The 19974-nt window shown below is 58.8% G+C and carries 16 protein-coding genes; 2 read left to right on the forward strand and 14 right to left on the reverse strand.

The annotated features are described in order from the left end of the window. Positions 1-83 precede the first annotated feature (83 nt). The 7 genes from sigX to ppsA form a co-directional block, all read right to left on the reverse strand. Positions 84-674 (reverse strand): RNA polymerase sigma factor SigX, encoded by a 591-nt coding sequence (gene sigX, locus ACM6JQ_RS06095; RefSeq protein WP_011333251.1) that lies wholly within the window; start codon positions 672-674, stop codon positions 84-86. A gap of 90 nt (positions 675-764) precedes the next feature. Next, the gene (locus tag ACM6JQ_RS06100; protein WP_007916401.1) at positions 765-1589 is read right to left on the reverse strand and encodes a mechanosensitive ion channel family protein; all 825 of its coding nucleotides are present in this window, start codon (positions 1587-1589) and stop codon (positions 765-767) included. 2 nt (positions 1590-1591) lie between these two features. Then, complete coding sequence (locus tag ACM6JQ_RS06105; protein WP_007916402.1) at positions 1592-1837, reverse strand: hypothetical protein; 246 nt, start codon at positions 1835-1837, stop codon at positions 1592-1594. A 63-nt stretch (positions 1838-1900) separates the two neighbouring features. Next, positions 1901-2896 (reverse strand): zinc transporter ZntB, encoded by a 996-nt coding sequence (locus ACM6JQ_RS06110; protein ID WP_007916404.1) that lies wholly within the window; start codon positions 2894-2896, stop codon positions 1901-1903. Between the two features lie 22 nt (positions 2897-2918). Beyond that, positions 2919-3410, reverse strand: coding sequence for a ribonuclease E activity regulator RraA (rraA, locus tag ACM6JQ_RS06115; RefSeq protein WP_077571828.1), 492 nt, complete (start codon positions 3408-3410; stop codon positions 2919-2921). Between the two features lie 225 nt (positions 3411-3635). After that, on the reverse strand, positions 3636-4625 hold the full coding sequence (locus ACM6JQ_RS06120; RefSeq protein ID WP_414893401.1) for an alpha/beta fold hydrolase: 990 nt from the start codon (positions 4623-4625) through the stop codon (positions 3636-3638). A 185-nt stretch (positions 4626-4810) separates the two neighbouring features. Further along, positions 4811-7186: a phosphoenolpyruvate synthase gene (gene ppsA, locus ACM6JQ_RS06125; protein WP_007916410.1), complete on the reverse strand. Its 2376-nt coding sequence runs from the start codon at positions 7184-7186 to the stop codon at positions 4811-4813. 174 nt (positions 7187-7360) lie between these two features. Here ppsA and ACM6JQ_RS06130 point away from each other — a divergent pair, with 174 nt between their 5' ends. Next, complete coding sequence (locus ACM6JQ_RS06130; RefSeq protein WP_007916411.1) at positions 7361-8179, forward strand: pyruvate, water dikinase regulatory protein; 819 nt, start codon at positions 7361-7363, stop codon at positions 8177-8179. A 123-nt stretch (positions 8180-8302) separates the two neighbouring features. Here ACM6JQ_RS06130 and ACM6JQ_RS06135 read toward each other — a convergent pair whose 3' ends face one another. Next, a complete protein-coding gene (locus ACM6JQ_RS06135; protein WP_007916422.1) occupies positions 8303-9712 on the reverse strand; it encodes a PLP-dependent aminotransferase family protein in 1410 nt (469 codons plus the stop codon). A 114-nt stretch (positions 9713-9826) separates the two neighbouring features. On the opposite strand from ACM6JQ_RS06135, the gene ACM6JQ_RS06140 reads away from it, so the two are divergent. After that, on the forward strand, positions 9827-10741 hold the full coding sequence (locus ACM6JQ_RS06140; RefSeq protein WP_185051897.1) for a DMT family transporter: 915 nt from the start codon (positions 9827-9829) through the stop codon (positions 10739-10741). Between the two features lie 89 nt (positions 10742-10830). Here the strand turns inward: ACM6JQ_RS06140 and prpD are convergent, their stop codons facing one another. The 6 genes from prpD to ACM6JQ_RS06170 form a co-directional block, all read right to left on the reverse strand. Next, positions 10831-12315, reverse strand: a complete 1485-nt coding sequence (gene prpD, locus ACM6JQ_RS06145; protein WP_414893402.1) for a 2-methylcitrate dehydratase — start codon at positions 12313-12315, stop codon at positions 10831-10833. 501 nt (positions 12316-12816) lie between these two features. Continuing rightward, positions 12817-14007 carry a 2-methylaconitate cis-trans isomerase PrpF gene (gene prpF / locus ACM6JQ_RS06150; RefSeq protein ID WP_123374755.1) on the reverse strand — a complete coding sequence of 397 codons (1191 nt, stop codon included), beginning with the start codon at positions 14005-14007 and terminating at the stop codon, positions 12817-12819. A 54-nt stretch (positions 14008-14061) separates the two neighbouring features. Further along, complete coding sequence (gene acnD / locus ACM6JQ_RS06155; RefSeq protein ID WP_414893403.1) at positions 14062-16656, reverse strand: Fe/S-dependent 2-methylisocitrate dehydratase AcnD; 2595 nt, start codon at positions 16654-16656, stop codon at positions 14062-14064. Between the two features lie 206 nt (positions 16657-16862). Next, a complete protein-coding gene (gene prpC, locus ACM6JQ_RS06160; RefSeq protein ID WP_414893404.1) occupies positions 16863-17990 on the reverse strand; it encodes a 2-methylcitrate synthase in 1128 nt (375 codons plus the stop codon). Between the two features lie 143 nt (positions 17991-18133). Then, positions 18134-19024, reverse strand: a complete 891-nt coding sequence (gene prpB / locus ACM6JQ_RS06165; RefSeq protein WP_007916432.1) for a methylisocitrate lyase — start codon at positions 19022-19024, stop codon at positions 18134-18136. Further along, positions 19021-19743 (reverse strand): GntR family transcriptional regulator, encoded by a 723-nt coding sequence (locus tag ACM6JQ_RS06170; RefSeq protein WP_172828118.1) that lies wholly within the window; start codon positions 19741-19743, stop codon positions 19021-19023. The genes prpB and ACM6JQ_RS06170 overlap by 4 nt, the downstream gene beginning before the upstream one ends. Positions 19744-19974 lie beyond the last annotated feature (231 nt).

Raw genomic sequence — 19974 nt, forward strand, 5'->3', positions numbered from 1 at the left:
GTGAAGCAGTCCCGCAAACCGGGGGACAACTCGGCGGCAAGTCTATCAGAACTTGCCTACACGTAAGAGATATTTGCGCTGAACTAAGTTTCAGCAATGCCTGCAAATTTCTCACGCAATTTATCTAGAGCACGTTTGTAACGCATTTTTGTCGCACTCAAACCCATGTGCATGATGTCTGCGATCTCCTGAAATTCCAGCTCTGCGACAAATCGAAGCACCAGAATTTCGCGGTCAATCGGGTTCACATACACCAGCCAGCGATCAAGTCCGCCCTTCTCCTCGGGTTTCGGCGCCTTTTCTTCGGACGCTTCCTCGAGGGGGTCAAGACTCAATGCGTCCATCAAGCGACGCTTTCGCCGTTCCTTCCGATACTGCGTAATACATTCGTTGTACGTGATGCTGTAGAGCCACGTTTTGAACTTCGATTTCCCCTCGAAGTTCTTCAGGCCATACAGCACCTTCAACATGACTTCCTGACAGACATCGTCTGCGTCGCGATCGTTCCCAAGATATCTCGCACAAACGTTAAATAATGTTCGCTGGTAACGCCGCATCAGTTCTTCATAGGCGCGCGTTACGTGAAACAGCTCGGTATGCGAGCGCGCGACCAACTCCTCATCAGAGAGCTCGCGGGGGTCGTAGCGCGTGGATAGCGTTTGGGCTTTATTCAAAACAAGTCGTGCCGACAGTCAGGTCAATGTCCACCGCGACCAGCATCAGCTGGCATTTCGCGGCGGCATACATTAGCAGGGTTTGCCGGATTAGCGGCTACTCACATGCTGTTCCAGCAGGATCCGATTGGAAAGAGAGACTAGCTCACCCTCATCGGTCAGCAATGTGGTTTTAACCGTGCCGATCTCCTCGATCTGGCCTTCGACCTCGCCAACACGCACTTGTTGCCCAACCTGATACAACTCACGCACATAGATTCCCGCAAGAATCTGACCGGCAATTTCCCGGCTTCCCAAACCCATGGCCAGCGCAACAGCCAGACCAACGGTAATCAAAACGATGACAATCACATGGTTCAGCAGGTCGGTCTTGACCTCAAGCTGACTGATCGCGACCGAGATGCTGATGATGATCACCAGCCCCTGGGCAATTCGCCCAAGCCCCGAAGCGTAGTCCAGGCCCACACCTTCTGCCGCCCCGCGCACCAGCCCGTTGGCCAGTTGTGCGAGCAAAACACCCACCAGCAACACCAGCGCCGCGCCGAATACTTTCGGCAAATAGAGCGCCAACATATCCAGCGTAGCCGAAACTCGCTCGAGGCCAAGGGATTCTGCTGCAGAAACCAGAAAAATCAGCAGAACGAACCAGTAAACGATTTTACCGATCAGCGTTGAAATCGGAACTTGCAGCCCCGCACGCGACATCAACTTGGTCAGCCCGGTACCACCCATCAGGCGATCAAGACCCAGTTTGGCGAGCAGCTTGGAGAGCAAGGTATCGAGCAGCTTGGCCACGACGAAACCCAACAGCAGCACGACCAGTGCGCCGAACAGGTTCGGGATGAAGTTGGCTACTTTGGTCCACAACGCAGTCATTGCAGTGACGAGGCTCTGAGTCCAGAGGTCGAGTTCCATATTCAATCAGCCTTATCAGCAGTGCGAGCGGTAGGTTTACGACGGGAAACCGGCGAGACATGGGCCGAGCCGTTATTCAGGGCGATCATCAGCGCGGGCAGCCAGCGGCCCAGCAGGCTGAACAAATCACCGGCGCCGACCTGGCGGTTGGCGGTTTTGAGTACGCGGCCCAGGCACGCATCGTCGTCGCGGCTGGACGGCGAAGCGTTGAGCATGTCGCGCAAAGACTGTTCAAACGGATCGTGCATACGCACCTCTCGTGATGTCTGTGAAAGACGCGGGCAGATTTGGTCGGGTCACATGCGCCATCGTCAGACCCAGCGCAAACGACGGAATAACCACCACTGACCGAAGGCCAGGGCGAGCACCGTCAAGCAGGCGATCAGGAAACCATAAGGGCTGCTGGAGAACGGAATTCCGCCGACGTTGATGCCCAGCAGACCGGTGATAAAACTCATCGGCAAAAAAATGCAGGTGATGATGCCGAAGCGGTACATGGTGCGATTCATGCGCTCGCTCAAACGCCGATCTTCAGCCTCCAGCACAAGCCCCACGCGCTCTCGGGTCAATTCGAGTTCTTCGAGATAGCGGGTCAGGCTGTTGTTCAATTCGTTCCAGTAATCGGCATCGTCATCGACAAACCACGGCAGTTTTATCCGCGTCAGTTGTCCGAAAATATCCCGCTGCGGCGCAAGAAAACGCTTCAACCCAGCGGCCCGGCGGCGGATGTGCAGAATGGCGCCATGCTCGGGGGTATACCGTTCGTCGGCATCCATTTTTTCTTCTTCCTCATCGGCGATTTCCGAGAGGCAAGTGACCAGATCCTGCACCTTGTTGGTGAGGAACTGCGCTAGATAAAGGATAAGTTCAGACGAGGTTTTCGGGCCTTTGCCGTCCGCCAATTGCACCAGCAGTTCATCGGTGGCACGCAATGGGCGCAAACGCAGGGAAATCACCCGCTGAGCTGAAGCGAAAATGCGCACCGATACCATGTCTTCCGGCTCTGCACCCGGATTGAGATTGACCCCACGCAGAAACAGCAGCAACTCGGAATCCGGCAACGGCAACAGGCGCGGTCGAGTGTTCTCTTCCAGCAGCAGATCGCAGGTGAATTCATTGAGACCGCTGGATTTGCGCAGCCAGGTCTGCGTTTGCGGATGGCTGCGATCCCAATGCAGCCACAGGCTTTCATGGGCCTGCAGCTGCAAATCGTCGAGCTCAGTCCGGGCTATCGAACGCGCACCGCCTTTTCCGTCCAGCACCAGGGCATGCACCAGCCCCCATTGCGCGTTTTCTTCCTCGAACATCCGCATCCCTTTGTCGAAAATCTTATTCAGGCATCTGCAGCGGACTCGGCGAGACGATCACGCCGTTGTTGTCCGCATAAATGTACTGGCCCGGGTGGAACGTCACACCAGCGAAAGTCACCGGGACGTTGAGGTCACCAATGCCGCGTTTTTCGGTTTTCATCGGGTGGCTGGCCAAAGCCTGCACGCCCAGATCGGTCTGCGCAATGACGTCGACGTCACGGATGCAGCCGTAGATGACCAGCCCTTCCCAGCCGTTTTTAGCGGCTTTCTCGGCGATCATGTCACCCAGCAGCGCGCGACGCAGCGAACCGCCGCCATCGACCACCAGGACTTTACCGTTGCCCTTGAGTTCAGCCTGTTCCTTGACCAGCGAGTTGTCTTCGAAGCATTTGATGGTCACGATTTCGCCGCCGAACGAATCACGGCCACCGAAATTGCTGAACATCGGTTCCAGCACCTGCACCAGCTCCGGATAGGCGTCGCACAGGTCAGGCGTAAGGTAATGGTTCATCGAAAAACTCCTGTAAAAAGCAAGACGATCAAGGATGCCGCGTTCTGAAGAGACGAGTTCCGGTGGTCGCTGTTTACCTTAGCTCATTGAATGTTCGCTGAATGAACCTGAACAAACCCTGAAACGTAATCGCTAAACTGCCACCGAATATGACCAGAACCGCACAATTCGTCATATCTTAGCCGCAAGCCGACCTGAACGAAATGCCCTTTACCCTGCCCCGTCTCAGACCGCAGCAGCCAGATCAGGCTTCTCGTCCAGCAATGGCGTGCGCTGATCGTTCAACCAGCGCGCCACCAACGGCCACACCTCAGTCTGCGCCGCTTTGCTCACCAACATTTCGACATGACCGAAATTATCGGTAAAACCCTGCTCGCGGCCCAGATTGATGAACTGCTTGTGCTCGGAGCCGATCTGCTCGAACAACTTGCGACAGGCCCACGCCGGATCCTGATGATCCCCCGCCGCCGTCACTGCCAGCACCGGCACCTTGACGTCCGCCAGACCCGCCCACCAATCCTTGTCCTTGTCGCCAAAACGGCCGAACAAGCCGTACCAGCGCATGCTTTCCAGCGCCAGGCCGATCGGCTCATCTTCCGGGCCACGCTTGAGGCGCGAACCCGACAGTTGCGCGAAGCGCTTGAGAATAAAGCGCCCACTCCACTCCACTGGCGGGATTTTCAGCGGCCAATAGGTGCGGCTGACCTGAGTACCGAAAAACGCCGCAGAAGCTACGGCAGGCTCGCCAAGGTATTCGCCACCGAGCGCCGCGGCCAAGGTGATGCCGCCCAGCGAATGGCCGATCCAGTGTGGAATCTGCCCGCTCTGCTCACGCACGAACGCGGCAATCGCCGGCAGATCGTAACGGGCATAGTCGGCGACACGGTTGCGCCGGTATTCCTCGTTGCGCTGCGACAAGCCGTGACCGCGCATTTCCGGAATCCACACGTCAAACCCCAGTCGCGTCAGATACGCGCCCAGGCCCAGACCTTTGGGTGAGAACCAGAAACGGCGATTGGAAAAACTGCCGTGCAGCAAAATCACCGGCACACCGCGAGGCGCCGAGTCATCGGCCATGCCCAAACGGGTCACAGCGATTTCCACAGACCAGTCGGGACTGTTGCCGGGTTTCAGGCGATACACGTCTTCGCTCAGATCGCCACGCCGTTCGGCGCTGATCAGGGCGACAGGAAATAGGTCACTGCTGCTTTGCATAATGCTCTTGCACAAAAAAGGGCGGCATCCGGAGACCCCGCCCTGTTTGAATCATAAGGAGCCGAATCGTGTAGGAGTGAGCCTGCTCGCGATGGCGGTGTGTCATTCGAATCGATGCTGACTGTCATGACGCTATCGCGAGCAGGCTCACTCCTACAGGGAGACGCGGTCCGTTCACATGTTGATCAAGCCGGGGTTTGGCCTTCGGCGAGGAAGAACCAGGTTTCCAGCACGGTATCCGGGTTCAGCGAAACGCTTTCGATGCCCTGCTCCATCAGCCACTTGGCCAGATCCGGGTGGTCCGAAGGACCCTGACCGCAGATACCGATGTACTTGCCGGCTTTGTTGCACGCGGCAATCGCGTTGGCCAAGAGTTTCTTGACCGCCGGATTACGCTCGTCAAACAGGTGCGCGATGATACCGGAATCGCGGTCCAGACCCAGAGTCAGCTGAGTCAAGTCGTTGGAGCCGATCGAGAAGCCGTCGAAGAATTCGAGGAATTCTTCAGCAAGGATCGCGTTGGATGGCAGCTCGCACATCATGATCACGCGCAGACCGTTTTCGCCGCGCTTCAAGCCGTTTTCGGCGAGCAGATCGACGACCTGACTCGCTTCGCCCAAGGTACGGACGAACGGCACCATGATTTCGACGTTGGTCAGGCCCATCTCGTTGCGCACACGTTTCAGCGCACGGCATTCCAGTTCGAAGCAGTCACGGAACGATTCGCTGATGTAACGCGAAGCGCCACGGAAGCCCAGCATCGGGTTTTCTTCTTCCGGCTCGTACAGCTTGCCGCCGATCAGGTTGGCGTATTCGTTGGACTTGAAGTCCGACAGGCGCACGATGACTTTCTTCGGCGTGAACGCCGCCGCCAGGGTGCTGATGCCTTCCACCAGTTTGTCGACGTAAAAGTCGACCGGGTCGTTGTAACCGGCGATACGCTTGTCGACGCTGTCTTTGATTTCCTGCGGCAGACCGTCGTAGTTCAACAGCGCTTTCGGGTGGACGCCGATCATGCGGTTGATGATGAACTCCAGACGGGCCAGGCCGACACCGGCGTTCGGCAGTTGCGCGAAGTCGAAGGCACGATCCGGGTTGCCGACGTTCATCATGATCTTGAACGGCAGCTCCGGCATGGCGTCGACGGAGTTCTTCTTGATGTCGAAGCCCAGCTCGCCTTCGAAGATGTAACCGGTGTCGCCTTCAGCGCAGGACACGGTCACGCCCTGGCCATCCTTCAGCAATTGGGTGGCGTTGCCGCAACCGACGACTGCCGGGATGCCCAGCTCGCGAGCGATGATCGCTGCGTGGCAAGTACGCCCGCCACGATTGGTGACGATGGCGCTGGCGCGCTTCATCACCGGTTCCCAGTCCGGGTCGGTCATGTCGGAAACCAGCACGTCGCCCGGCTGGACTTTGTCCATCTCGGAGACATCCTTGATGATGCGCACTTTACCGGCGCCGATACGCTGGCCAATCGCACGACCTTCCACCAGCACGGTGCCGGTTTCTTTCAGCAGGTAACGTTCCATGACGTTGGCCTGGGTGCGGCTTTTCACGGTTTCCGGACGCGCCTGCACGATGTACAACTTGCCGTCGTCACCGTCCTTGGCCCACTCGATGTCCATCGGGCAGCCGTAGTGCTTCTCGATGATCATCGCTTGCTTGGCCAGTTCGCTGACTTCAGCGTCGGACAGGCAGAAACGCGCGCGGTCAGCCTTGTCGACGTCGATGGTCTTGACCGAACGACCGGCCTTGGCCTCGTCGCCGTAGATCATCTTGATGGCTTTGCTGCCCAGGTTGCGACGCAGGATCGCCGGGCGACCGGCCTCCAGCGTGCCCTTGTGCACGTAGAACTCGTCCGGGTTGACCGCGCCTTGTACGACGGTTTCGCCCAGGCCGTAGGCGCCGGTGATGAACACCACGTCACGGAAACCGGATTCGGTATCGAGGGTGAACATCACGCCGGCAGTGCCGGTTTCCGAACGCACCATGCGCTGCACGCCAGCCGACAGGGCGACCAGTTTGTGGTCGAAGCCCTGGTGCACGCGGTAGGAAATCGCACGGTCGTTGAACAGCGAAGCGAACACCTCTTTGGCGGCGCGGATAACGTTTTCCACACCACGGATGTTCAGGAAGGTTTCCTGCTGACCGGCGAACGAGGCGTCCGGCAAGTCTTCGGCGGTGGCGGAAGAACGCACGGCCACGGCCACGTCAGGGTTGCCGGCCGACAGCGCGGCAAACGCGGTGCGGATTTCGGCATTCAGTTTTTCAGGGAATTCGGCTTCCATGATCCATTGACGGATCTGCGCGCCGGTCTTGGCCAGGGCGTTGACGTCATCAACGTCGAGCGCGTCGAGGGCCTGGTGGATCTGGTCGTTGAGGCCGCTCAGTTCGAGGAAATCACGATAAGCCTGAGCCGTCGTGGCGAAGCCGCCGGGGACCGAAACACCGGCGCCTGCCAGGTTACTGATCATCTCGCCCAGGGATGCGTTCTTGCCCCCCACATGCTCAACATCGTGTTTGCCGAGCTTATCGAGGGAAACTACGTACTCTACCAAGGTGATCTCTCCACTAACTGTGTTGGAAAAGCTCAGAAACCGGCGGCCCGGGGGAGCCTTGGCCGGTTGTATGGCCTGGACCTGGAAAATAAGTGAGAATGCGGGCCAATCGCGGCCGACAAATCGCGCCTATCATATCCAAGATTCGTTACTAGCTTAAGGCCCAAGGTGCAAATGAAACGATCTGCTTTCTTCATCTCCGATGGCACCGGCATCACTGCCGAAACCCTGGGTCAAAGCCTTCTGGCGCAGTTCGAAAACATTACCTTCAGCAAATTCACGCGACCGTACATCGACAGCGTGGATAAAGCGCGGGCCATGGTACAACAAATCAACAAAGCCGCCGAAACCGACGGCTTCCGCCCGATCATCTTCGACACCATCGTCAATCAGGACATCCGTGAGATTCTCGCAACCTCCAATGGTTTCATGATCGACATTTTCTCGACCTTTCTTGCCCCGCTTGAGCAGGAACTGACCGAGCATTCTTCCTACACCGTCGGCAAGTCGCATTCGATCGGGCATAACTCCAATTACATGGAGCGCATCGAGGCGGTGAACTTCGCCCTCGACAATGACGACGGTGCGCGCACGCACTATTACGACAAAGCCGATTTGATACTAGTGGGCGTGTCGCGATGCGGTAAAACGCCGACGTGTCTGTACATGGCCATGCAGTTCGGCATCCGCGCGGCCAACTATCCGCTGACCGAAGACGACATGGAGCGCCTGACCCTGCCAACGGCCCTGCGCGCCCATCAGCACAAGCTGTTCGGCCTGACCATCGACCCGGACCGCCTCACCGCTATCCGCAATGAGCGCAAGCCCAACAGCCGTTATTCGAGCTACGCCCAGTGCGAATTCGAAGTGCGTGAGGTGGAGAATCTGTTCCGCCGCGAGAACATCCCGAACATCAACTCCACGCATTTTTCGGTGGAAGAGATTTCGGCGAAGATTCTGGTGGAGAAAGGTGTGGAGCGGCGGTTCAAGTAGATTGCTGGTGTCTGTGCGACCGCTATCGCGAGCAGGCTCACTCCTACAGTTGATCTTCAGCGGGCACAGATCATGTGGACGACAGAGATTCATTGTAGGAGTGAGCCTGCTCGCGATGAACGATTACACGATCTCTGTCAGTGCCCGGCTTAAAGCTTCAAACCCTGCAAGCAACAACCGATCATCCCCCACCGCATTACACACACTCACCCGAATAAATTGCGGCACCGCTGCATGCCCCACCGCAAACGCCTCAGCGGTGGCCACCAGATAGTTGTTCTCCTTCAACTCCGCCGCAATCTGCGACGCCCGCCACAGCTCAGGCACTTGCACCCAGAAATGCGGACTGTAAGGGTGAGTCTTGTAGTCCAAGCCTTGCAGAACAGGTGCCACCAAAGCCTTGCGCCGAGCGATCTCGCTGATCTGTTCGTCCAGCAAACGCTCGGCCATACCGCTTTCAATCCACAGACTGGCCACTTCCATCGATAACGGATTGGCCATCCAGCACGTTGCGCGGATGGCGGCACTCAAACGCCCGATCAACGCTTGCGGCGCGTGCAGGTAACCGACGCGCAAACCCGCGGAAACCGCTTTGCTCAAACTGCCGATCAACACCGAACGCTCCGGCGCGAAATAACTCAGCGGCAACGGGCGCTGACGATCCAGCACGGCATGGGCTTCATCCTCAATGATCAGCAGGTTGTACTGGCGACAGAGGTCGGCAATCGCCTCGCGCCGTGGGATCGACATCACAGCGGCTGTAGGATTCTGGATCGTTGGGGTGCAATACAGTGCAGAAACGCGATGCTGACGGCAGATTTCTTCCAGTGCCGACGGCACAAGTCCTTCGTCATCCATCGCCGCGCCAATGAGTTTTATCCCGAGCTGACGTGCGACGCCGATCAATCCCGGGTAGGACAAATGCTCGGTGACCAGCGTGTCGCCGGCCTTGAGCAAACCCATCAACGCGCACAACAGACCATGTTGGCCGCCGTTGACGCACAACACCTGATCGACATGCGGGACAAACGTCCCGTGCTGCAACCAGACCGCCCCCGCCAAGCGGTGCCGTGCCAGCCCACCTTCAGCGGTGTATCCAGTCAACTGCCGTAACACCCGTGGATCACTCGCCAGCTCCTGAAGACTCTGGCTCATGAACGCCGCCTCTTGTCCTGGCATCGGCTGATTGCGGCTCATGTCGAAGCAGGCTGACGGCTCATCGCTGACATTACGAAAGCCTTTGTCCTGTGGCCGCTCCATCCCGCGCTGACACACATAAGTGCCATCTCCTACGCGAGCAACCACCAATCCGACACGCTCAAGTTCACCGTAAGCACGGCTGATAGTGCCGATGGTCACGCCCAGACTGTCAGCCAGCAATCGGTGGGGCGGCAACTTGCATCCCGTATCGATCACACCTTCGTCGATGGCCTGTGCGACCGCATCGGCCAAGCGTTTGTACTTCACGCCGACGCCATTGGCGAGGCCGTCGCGGAGGATTGACACCATGGCAATACTTACTTTGACAGTCATTCTCGCCCCGAATAGCGTGCTGAAAACAGGTTCAATCAGAAATAGACCGATTCCACGATCAGGTCAATTCCACCGTTCGGAGCACGCCGCATGTCGACCGCCGTCAGCACACCGATGAACATCAGCAAACCCTGGCTCGCCGGATTGCTCACCAGCACGCTGTTTCTGATCGTCTGCCTGAGTTGGGGTACGACGTGGCTGGGGATCAAGATCGCGGTGGAAAGCGTGCCGCCGCTGACCGCTGCCGGCCTGCGTTTTCTGATCGCCTTTCCGCTGTTCCTGAGCTTTGCGCTGTTGCGCAAGGAACCGCTGTTGTTTCCTCGACCAAGCCGCTGGTTTTTTGTGTTCGTCACGCTGTCGTATTTCAGTCTGCCCTACTACCTGCTCAACTATGGCGAGATGCACGTGTCGTCCGGCCTGACAGCGCTGCTGTTCAGTTGCATGCCGGTGTTTATCCTGCTGTTTTCCGCGCTGTTTCTGCGCGAGAAAATCTACCCGTCGCAAATGCTCGGTATCGCGATCGGTTTCGGCAGTCTGTTCATGATTATTCGCAGCCAGGGTCTGCATCTGGATCAGGCCGAATGGCTTGGCGTGTTGGCGATTCTGTGTGCGGCGGTGATGCATGCGCTGTGTTACGTGGTGACGAAAAAACATGGCAGCGCGATCAGCGTGATTACCTACAACACGCTGCCGATCGGCATTGCCGGAGCGATGTTATTTATTGTCGGATTGAGCGTCGAAACGCCGGTGTTTGCGCAAGTGACAACACGCTCGTGGGCCGCCCTGTTCTATCTCGGGCTGGTGGCCTCGGTCGGCGGATTCATCGTTTACTTTTTGCTGCTTAAACGCCTAAGCCCAATCATCCTGTCGTTCGTGTTTATCATTTTCCCGGTGTTTGCCGTGATCATCGGCGCCTGGTACGAGGGACAAACCCTGTCCCGGGAGCTGATGATCTATTCGGCGATTTTATTGAGCGGCTTTGCGATCACCAAATTGCCCATCGAAAAATGGCGTACGCGGTCCATGTAGGAGCTGCCGAAGGCTGCGATCTTTTGATCTTGTTTTTTACAATCAAAGTCAAAAGATCGCAGCCTGCGGCAGCTCCTACAGGTTTTTCGTCAGATCACAAATAGGTCGACGAAACGGTTTACCGGGGTGGACTCCAGCTGCGTCTGATCCTTGCACAACGCGAAGATTTCGCCGCTGCGCTGGCCTGTGAAACGCGTGGCCAGGTTGGCTTTGAACTTGTCTTCCAGCAACGGAATGCCCTCGACACGGCGGCGGCGATGACCGATCGGGTATTCCACCACGACATTGTCGGTGCTGCTGCCGTCCTTGAAAAACACCTGCACGGCGTTGGCGATCGAGCGTTTGTCGGCCTCCAGATATTCGCGAGTGAAACGCGGATCTTCGACGATAACCATTTTCTCGCGCAGCACATCGATGATCGGGTGCGCCTTGTGGAAATCATCTTCGTACTGCTCGGCGACCAGATTGCCGAACGCCAGCGGCACGGCGGTCATGTACTGGATGCAGTGGTCGCGGTCGGCGGCATTGGCCAGCGGCCCGACTTTGGAAATGATGCGAATCGCCGATTCGTGAGTGGTGATGACGATCCGTTCGATTTCATGCAGACGATTGCGCACTTGCGGGTGCAACGTCACCGCTGCTTCACAGGCGGTCTGCGCGTGGAATTCGGCGGGAAAACTGATCTTGAACAGCACGTTTTCCATCACGTAACTGCCGAACGGCCGCGAGAAACTGAAGGCGCGTTTGTTCTCGGGTTTCAACGCCAGATCACTGTTGGTGTGGCTGAACAGCACGTCATAAAAACCCCACTGTTTCGCAGTCAGCACTCCGGGAATGCCCATCTCGCCGCGCAGGGCAATATCGGCCAGACGCACGCCACGACTCGACGCATCCCCTGCTGCCCAGGATTTTCGCGAACCGGCGTTTGGGGCGTGCCGGTAAGTGCGCAGCGCCTGACCATCGGCAAACGCGTGAGACAACGCCGACAACAGTTGCTCACGATTGGCGCCCATCAGTTTGGCGGTGACAGCGGTTGAAGCAACTTTCACCAGAATGACGTGATCGAGTCCTACGCGGTTGAAGGAGTTTTCCAGAGCGATCACGCCTTGAATCTCGTGGGCCATGATCATCGCTTCCAGCACATCGCGAATGGTCAGCGGCGCTTCAGCGTTGGCCAGACGCTTCTGTGAGAGGTGATCAGCCACCGCAAGAATCCCGCCGAGATTGTCGGATGGATGACCCCACTCGGCGGCGAGCCACGTGTCGTTGTAATCGAGCCAACGGACGATGCAGCCGATGTCCCACGCGGCTTTGACCGGGTCGAGGCGATAGGAGGTACCGGGAACGCGTGCGCCGAACGGGACGACGGTGCCTTCGACGATCGGGCCGAGGTGCTTGGTGCATTCGGGGAAACGCAGTGCCAGCAGGCCACAGCCCAGTGTGTCCATCAAGCAATTGCGGGCGGTGTCGAGGGCTTCGGCAGAGGGGGCTTTGAAGGTGAGGACGTAATCGGCGATGTCCTGCAGGACATGGTCGTAGTCGGGACGGTTGTTCAGGTCGACGTTGGCGCTCATTGCGGTTCTCCTGTGCGGGAATGATGAGTGGTGCGGTCTTCCTCAGGGCTTGGCGGGTTTGGTTGATTGCAGGTCTGGGGTGCCTGCTTGTTTGGTGTTTCTTCAGTGGGTGGGGCCCCTCACCCTAGCCCTCTCCCGAGGGAGAGGGAACTGATTGGGGGATGCTTTAGAGGTTCACCGACGTGAGCGATCTCCATTGAATCCATAATCGATCGGGTCAATGCATAATTTCAAAAACCTCGATCAGCCCCCGGATCCATAATCGCCGCAATCTTTCAGGTCGATGCACAACCCCAGACACCTCGGTCGGCCCCCTGAATCCATAATCGACTCGATCTTTCAGGTCGATGTACAACCCCAGACACCTCGGTCGGCCCCCTGAATCCATAATCGACTCGATCTTTCAGGTCGATGTACAACCCCAGACACCTCGGTCGGCCCCCTCTCCCTTTGGGAGAGGGATGGGCGGGCGGCGTTCCGATGAGGGTGAAAAATCTCAAATCAGAAAGAATCACCCGGGATGCGCACGTAGCCTTCCATGAGAACGCGTGCGCTACGGCTCATGATGGCTTTCTTCACCACCCACTCACCGTTCTCCAGACTGGCTTCAGCGCCAACGCGCAACGTTCCGGACGGATGCCCGAAGCGCACGGCGTTGCGTTCAACACCACCGGCCGCAAGGTTGACCAAGGTGCCGGAAATCGCTGCCGCCGTCCCGATCGCCACCGCCGCCGTGCCCATCATCGCGTGGTGCAACTTGCCCATCGACAACGCGCGCACCAGCAAATCGACATCCCCAACGCCAACCGCTTTGCCACTGGAGGCCACGTAATCCGCAGGCTTGGCAACAAACGCAACTTTCGGCGTATGTTGCCGTTTCGCCGCTTCATCCAGATTCGATATCAGCCCCATGCGCAACGCGCCATAAGCCCGAATCGTTTCGAACATCTGCAATGCTTGCGGATCGCTGTTGATCGCGCTCTGCAGTTCGGTGCCGGTGTAACCGATGTCTGCGGCGTTGACGAAGATCGTCGGGATACCCGCGTTGATCATGGTCGCCTTGAACGTGCCAACACCCGGCACTTGCAGCTCATCGATGAGGTTGCCGGTGGGGAACATCGAACCGCCGCCGCCCTCTTCTTCTGCCGCCGGGTCCATGAATTCGACTTGCACTTCGGCGGCCGGAAAGGTCACGCCGTCGAGCTCGAAATCACCGGTTTCCTGCACTTCGCCGTTGGTGATCGGCACGTGGGCAATAATCGTTTTGCCGATGTTGGCCTGCCACACGCGCACCACCGCGACACCGTTGTGCGGAATGCGGCTGGCATCGACCAGGCCATTGCTGATGGCAAACGAACCGACCGCTGCCGAGAGGTTGCCGCAGTTACCGCTCCAATCCACAAAGGGCTTGTCGATGGAGACCTGACCGAACAGGTAATCGACGTCGTGATCAGCCTTGATGCTTTTCGACAGGATCACGGTTTTGCTGGTGCTTGAAGTGGCCCCGCCCATGCCGTCGATTTGTTTGTCGTACGGGTCGGGGCTGCCGATCACGCGCAGCAATAAAGCGTCGCGAGCAGGGCCTGGAATCTGCGCCGCTTCGGGCAGATCCTTGAGGCTGAAGAACACGCCTTTGCTGGTGCCGCCGCGCATGTAGGTGGCGGGGATTTTAATCTGTGGTGCGTGAGCCATATTGCTCCTTACCGAAAGCATGGGACTTAAAATCCCATGCCCGCATCAGTTGATTTAAACGGCAACCGCCGACTCTTCGAGGAAGTCCTGAGCGAAGCGTTGCAACACGCCGCCAGCCTCGTAGATCGACACTTCTTCAGCGGTATCCAGACGGCAGGTCACCGGCACGTCAACGCGCTCGCCGTTCTTGCGATGGATCACCAGCGTCAGATCCGCACGCGGTTTGCGCTCGCCGATTACGTCATAGGTTTCGCTGCCATCGATGGCCAGCGTGTGACGGTCGGTGCCCGGCTTGAACTCCAGCGGCAACACGCCCATGCCCACCAGGTTGGTGCGGTGAATGCGCTCGAAACCTTCTGCGGCAATCGCCTCGACACCGGCCAGTCGCACACCTTTCGCCGCCCAGTCGCGGGACGAACCCTGGCCGTAATCGGCGCCGGCGATGATGATCAGCGGCTGCTTGCGCTCCATGTAGGTTTCGATGGCTTCCCACATGCGCATCACTTTGCCTTCCGGCTCGACACGCGCCAGCGAACCCTGTTTGACCTTGCCGTTTTCCACGACCATTTCGTTGAACAGTTTCGGGTTGGCAAAGGTCGCGCGCTGCGCAGTCAAGTGGTCGCCACGGTGGGTTGCATAAGAGTTGAAGTCCTCTTCCGGCAGGCCCATTTTTGCCAGGTATTCGCCGGCGGCGCTGTCGAGCATGATCGCGTTGGATGGCGACAGGTGATCGGTGGTGATGTTGTCCGGCAGCACCGCCAGCGGGCGCATGCCCTTCAGCGGACGGGCGCCGGCCAGTGCGCCTTCCCAGTACGGTGGACGACGGATGTAGGTGCTCATCTCGCGCCAGTCGTACAGCGGCGTGACTTTCGGGCCTGTGTCTTCGTGGACGGCGAACATCGGAATGTAGACCTGACGGAACTGCTCAGGCTTGACCGAAGACTTCACCACCGAGTCGATTTCTTCATCGCTCGGCCAGATGTCTTTGAGGCGGATTTCCTTGCCGTCCACAACACCGAGCACGTCTTTTTCGATATCGAAACGGATGGTCCCGGCAATGGCGTAAGCGACCACCAGCGGCGGTGACGCGAGAAACGCTTGCTTGGCGTACGGGTGGATGCGGCCGTCGAAGTTGCGGTTGCCCGAGAGCACAGCGGTCGCATACAGATCGCGGTCGATAATCTCTTGCTGGATCAGCGGATCGAGCGCGCCGGACATGCCGTTGCAGGTGGTGCAGGCGAAGGCGACGACGCCGAAACCGAGCTGCTCCAGTTCAGTGGTCAGCCCTGCTTCGTCGAGGTACAGGGCGACGGTTTTCGAACCCGGCGCCAGCGAGGATTTCACCCACGGTTTGCGGGTCAGGCCGAGCTTGTTGGCGTTGCGTGCGAGCAGGCCGGCGGCAATGACGTTGCGCGGGTTGCTGGTGTTGGTGCAACTGGTGATGGCGGCGATGATCACCGCGCCGTCGGGCATTTGCCCCGGCACGTCATCCCACTGCCCGGAGATGCCTTTAGCGGCCAGATCCGCCACCGCGACGCGGGCGTGCGGGTTGCTCGGCCCGGCCATGTTGCGCACCACCGACGACAGATCGAAAGTCAGACCGCGCTCGTATTGCGCGCCTTTCAAACTGTCGGCCCACAGGCCGGTGAGCTTGGCGTATTGCTCGACCAACTGCACTTGCTGGTCTTCACGACCGGTGAGTTTCAGGTAATCGATGGTTTGCTGGTCGATGTAGAACATCGCCGCCGTGGCGCCGTATTCCGGGGCCATGTTGGAAATGGTCGCGCGGTCGCCGAGGGTCAGCGCCGCCGCGCCTTCGCCAAAGAATTCCAGCCATGCGCCGACGACTTTCTGCTTGCGCAGGTATTCGGTCAGCGCCAGCACCATGTCGGTGGCGGTGATGCCCGGTTGCAGCTTGCCGGTCAGTTCGACGCCGACGCTTTCGGGCAAACGCATCCACGACGCGCGACCGAGCATCACGCTCTCGGCTTCGAGGCCGCCGACGCCGATGGCGATCACGCCCAGCGCATCGACGTGCGGGGTGTGGCTGTCGGTGCCGACGCAGGTGTCGGGGAACGCAACGCCTTCACGCACCTGAATCACCGGCGACATTTTCTCCAGGTTGATCTGGTGCATGATGCCGTTGCCCGGCGGGATCACATCGACGTTTTTGAAGGCCTTTTTGGTCCAGTTGATGAAGTGGAAACGGTCTTCGTTGCGCCGGTCTTCGATGGCGCGGTTTTTCTCGAACGCTTGCTTGTCGAAACCGCCCGCTTCTACTGCCAACGAGTGGTCGACGATCAATTGCGTCGGCACTACCGGGTTGACCTGCGCCGGGTCGCCGCCCTGCAAGGCGATGGCGTCGCGCAGGCCGGCAAGGTCGACCAGCGCGGTCTGGCCGAGAATGTCGTGGCAGACCACACGCGCCGGGAACCACGGGAAGTCGAGGTCGCGTTTGCGTTCGATCAGTTGTTTGAGGGAATCGGTGAGCGTGGCCGGGTCGCAGCGACGCACAAGGTTTTCCGCCAGCACGCGGGAGGTGTACGGCAGAGTGTCGTAACTGCCGGGCTGAATCGCCTCGACCGCCGCGCGGGCGTCGAAATAATCCAGAGGGCTGCCGGGCAGGGTTTTGCGGAATTCTGTGTTCATCGGGTCAGGACTCGGGTCACGGTAGTTTCAAAGGGTGGGGCCAGACACCGACCTCAAAATTCACACTGAACCCTGTGGGAGCTGGCTTGCCAGCGATGCGGTGGGTCAGTCAGCATCATTGTTGGATGTGACGCCGTCATCGCTGGCAAGCCAGCTCCCACAGGGATTTAGGTGAGCTTCGAGATCAGTATTCGGCCCTCACCATTTCAGCGACGTTCGATTGGCACGAACTTGCGCTGTTCGACGCCGACGTATTCGGCGCTTGGACGGATGATGCGGTTGTTGGCGCGTTGTTCGAACACATGCGCGGCCCAGCCGGTCAGGCGCGAGCAGACGAAGATCGGCGTGAACAGCTTGGTCGGGATGCCCATGAAGTGGTACGCCGAGGCATGGTAGAAATCGGCATTCGGGAACAGTTTCTTCTGCTCCCACATGGTCTTGTCGATGGCTTCGGAAACCGCGAACAACACCTTGTCACCGACTTCATCGGCGAGTTTTTTCGACCAGCCCTTGATCACCTCGTTGCGCGGATCGCTGTCCTTATAGATCGCGTGACCGAAGCCCATGATCTTGTCCTTGCGCTCGAGCATGCCGAGGGTGCCTTTGATCGCCTCTTCCGGCGACGAGAAGCGCTCGATCATTTCCATCGCCGCTTCGTTGGCGCCGCCATGCAGCGGGCCGCGCAACGAACCGATCGCCGCCGTTACGCAGGAGTACAGGTCGGACAGGGTCGAGGCGCAAACGCGGGCGGTGAAGGTCGAGGCGTTGAATTCGTGCTCGGCGTAAAGGATCAGCGAAACGTTCATCACTTTGACGTGCAGTTCGCTTGGCTTCTTGTCGTGCAGCAAATGCAGGAAGTGGCCGCCGATGGTTGGCTCGTCGCTGACGCAATTGATGCGTTTGCCGTCGTGACTGAAGCGATACCAGTAGCACATGATCGCCGGGAACGCGGCGAGCAAGCGGTCAGTCTTGTCACGCTGCTCGGAGAAGTCTTTCTCCGGTTCGATGTTGCCGAGGAACGAGCAACCGGTGCGCATCACGTCCATCGGGTGGGCGTCGGCGGGGATGCGTTCGAGCACTTCTTTCAGCGCTTGCGGCAGGTCGCGCAGCTTGCTCAGCTTGCCTTGGTATTCTTCGAGTTGCGCCTGGGTTGGCAGCTCGCCGTACAGCAGCAGGTACGCGACTTCTTCAAATTGTGCATCGGCTGCCAGTTCACGCACGTCGTAGCCGCGATAGGTCAGCCCGGCACCGGCCTGGCCCACGGTGGACAGTGCGGTTTGCCCGGCAACCTGGCCACGGAGCCCGGCGCCACTGAGTACTTTTGCTTCGGCCATTGCTGTCTCCAATTCTTGAATTTGTTAGGGAATCTGCAATTACGGTGTTGTTCGCAAAAGATCGCAGCCTCGTTGCACTCGTCAGCTCCTACAAGGGAATGCGGTTCATGTAGGAGCTGCCGCAGGCTGCGATCTTTTGATCTTTATTTCTTGGCGGCAAACAACGCATCGAGCTTCTGCTCGAAGGTGTGGTAATCGATGCGATCGTAAAGCTCCATGCGAGTCTGCATGGTGTCGATGACATTCTGCTGCGTGCCGTCGCGACGGATCGCGGTGTAAACGTTTTCCGCAGCCTTGTTCATCGCGCGGAACGCCGACAGTGGATACAGCACCAGCGACACGTCGGCGCCGGCCAGTTGCTCGGTGGTGTACAGCGGTGTCGAACCGAACTCGGTGATGTTGGCCAGGATCGGCGCTTTCACGCGGTTGGCGAACAGCTTGTACATCTCCAGTTCAGTGATGGCTTCCGGGAAGATCATGTCGGCGCCGGCCTCGATGCACGCCGCTGCGCGATCGAGAGCCGACTCCAGACCTTCCACCGCCAGCGCATCGGTACGCGCCATGATTACAAAGCTGTCATCGGTACGGGCATCGACGGCGGCTTTGATGCGATCGACCATTTCCTGCTGACTGACGATTTCTTTGTTCGGACGGTGGCCACAGCGCTTGGCGCCGACCTGATCCTCGATGTGAATCGCCGCCGCGCCAAACTTGATCATCGACTTGACCGTGCGCGCGACGTTGAACGCCGACGAACCAAAACCGGTGTCGACGTCGACCAGCAGCGGCAGATCGCAAACGTCAGTGATCCGCCGAACATCGGTCAGCACGTCATCCAGACCGGTGATGCCCAGATCCGGAACGCCGAGGGAACCTGCGGCCACCCCGCCACCGGACAGGTAGATCGCCTTGAAACCGGCGCGCTTGGCCAGCAGCGCGTGGTTGGCGTTGATCGCGCCGACCACTTGCAATGGGTGCTCGCTGGCGACCGCATCGCGGAAACGCTGGCCTGGAGTGCTGTGCTTGGAACTCATGACTCACCTCGTTCAGTGGCTGTCTTATTGTGGGCGCCGTCCTGGTAATGACGGGCGATGTTGCGTTTCGAGGCGCCGATGTGACGGCGCATCAACAATTCCGCGAGTTCGCCGTCACGGTCGGCGATGGCATCGAGAATCCGGTGGTGTTCGGCAAAGGCCTGGCGCGGGCGGTTCGGCGTGGTGGAGAACTGGATGCGGTACATGCGCACCAGTTGATACAGCTCGCCGCAGAGCATCTGCGTCAGCGTGCGGTTGCCGCTGCCTTGGATGATCCGGTAGTGGAAGTCGAAATCGCCTTCCTGCTGGTAATAGCCAACGCCGGCCTGAAACGCGGCGTCGCGCTCATGGGTTTCCAGCACTCGGCGCAGTTCGTCGATTTCTTCGACGCTCATGCGTTCGGCCGCCAGACGGCAGGCCATACCTTCGAGGGATTCGCGGATTTCGTAGAGTTCGAGCAGTTCGGCGTGGCTGAGCGACACCACCCGCGCGCCGACGTGCGGTACCCGCACCAGCAGGCGCTGACCTTCCAGGCGATGAATCGCCTCACGCAATGGCCCACGGCTGATGCCGTAAGTGCGCGCCAGCTCCGGCTCGGAGATCTTGCTGCCCGGGGCGATCTCGCCTTTGACGATGGCCGCCTGAATGCGTCGGAAGACGTTTTCCGAAAGCGTCTCGGAATCGTCGCCGCTGATGACCGGGGGATCGAGTTGATCCAGCATGATTGTCGACACCTTTAAATCCAATGCGGCAAAAACTAGCCAATTCGCCCGCATCAGTCAAAGGATAAATAGACATTGTCGACAATCGTCTAATAACCTTAAAAGATCGCAGCCTTCGGCAGCTCCTACAGGGCGCACGCAAATCCAATGTAGGAGCTGCCGAAGGCTGCGATCTTTTGATCTTTTATAGACCGGTGCAGGCGCTGGCGCCATAAACCCACCGTGCTA

The organism is Pseudomonas sp. IT-232MI5 (assembly GCF_949767845.1).
GTDB lineage: Bacteria > Pseudomonadota > Gammaproteobacteria > Pseudomonadales > Pseudomonadaceae > Aquipseudomonas.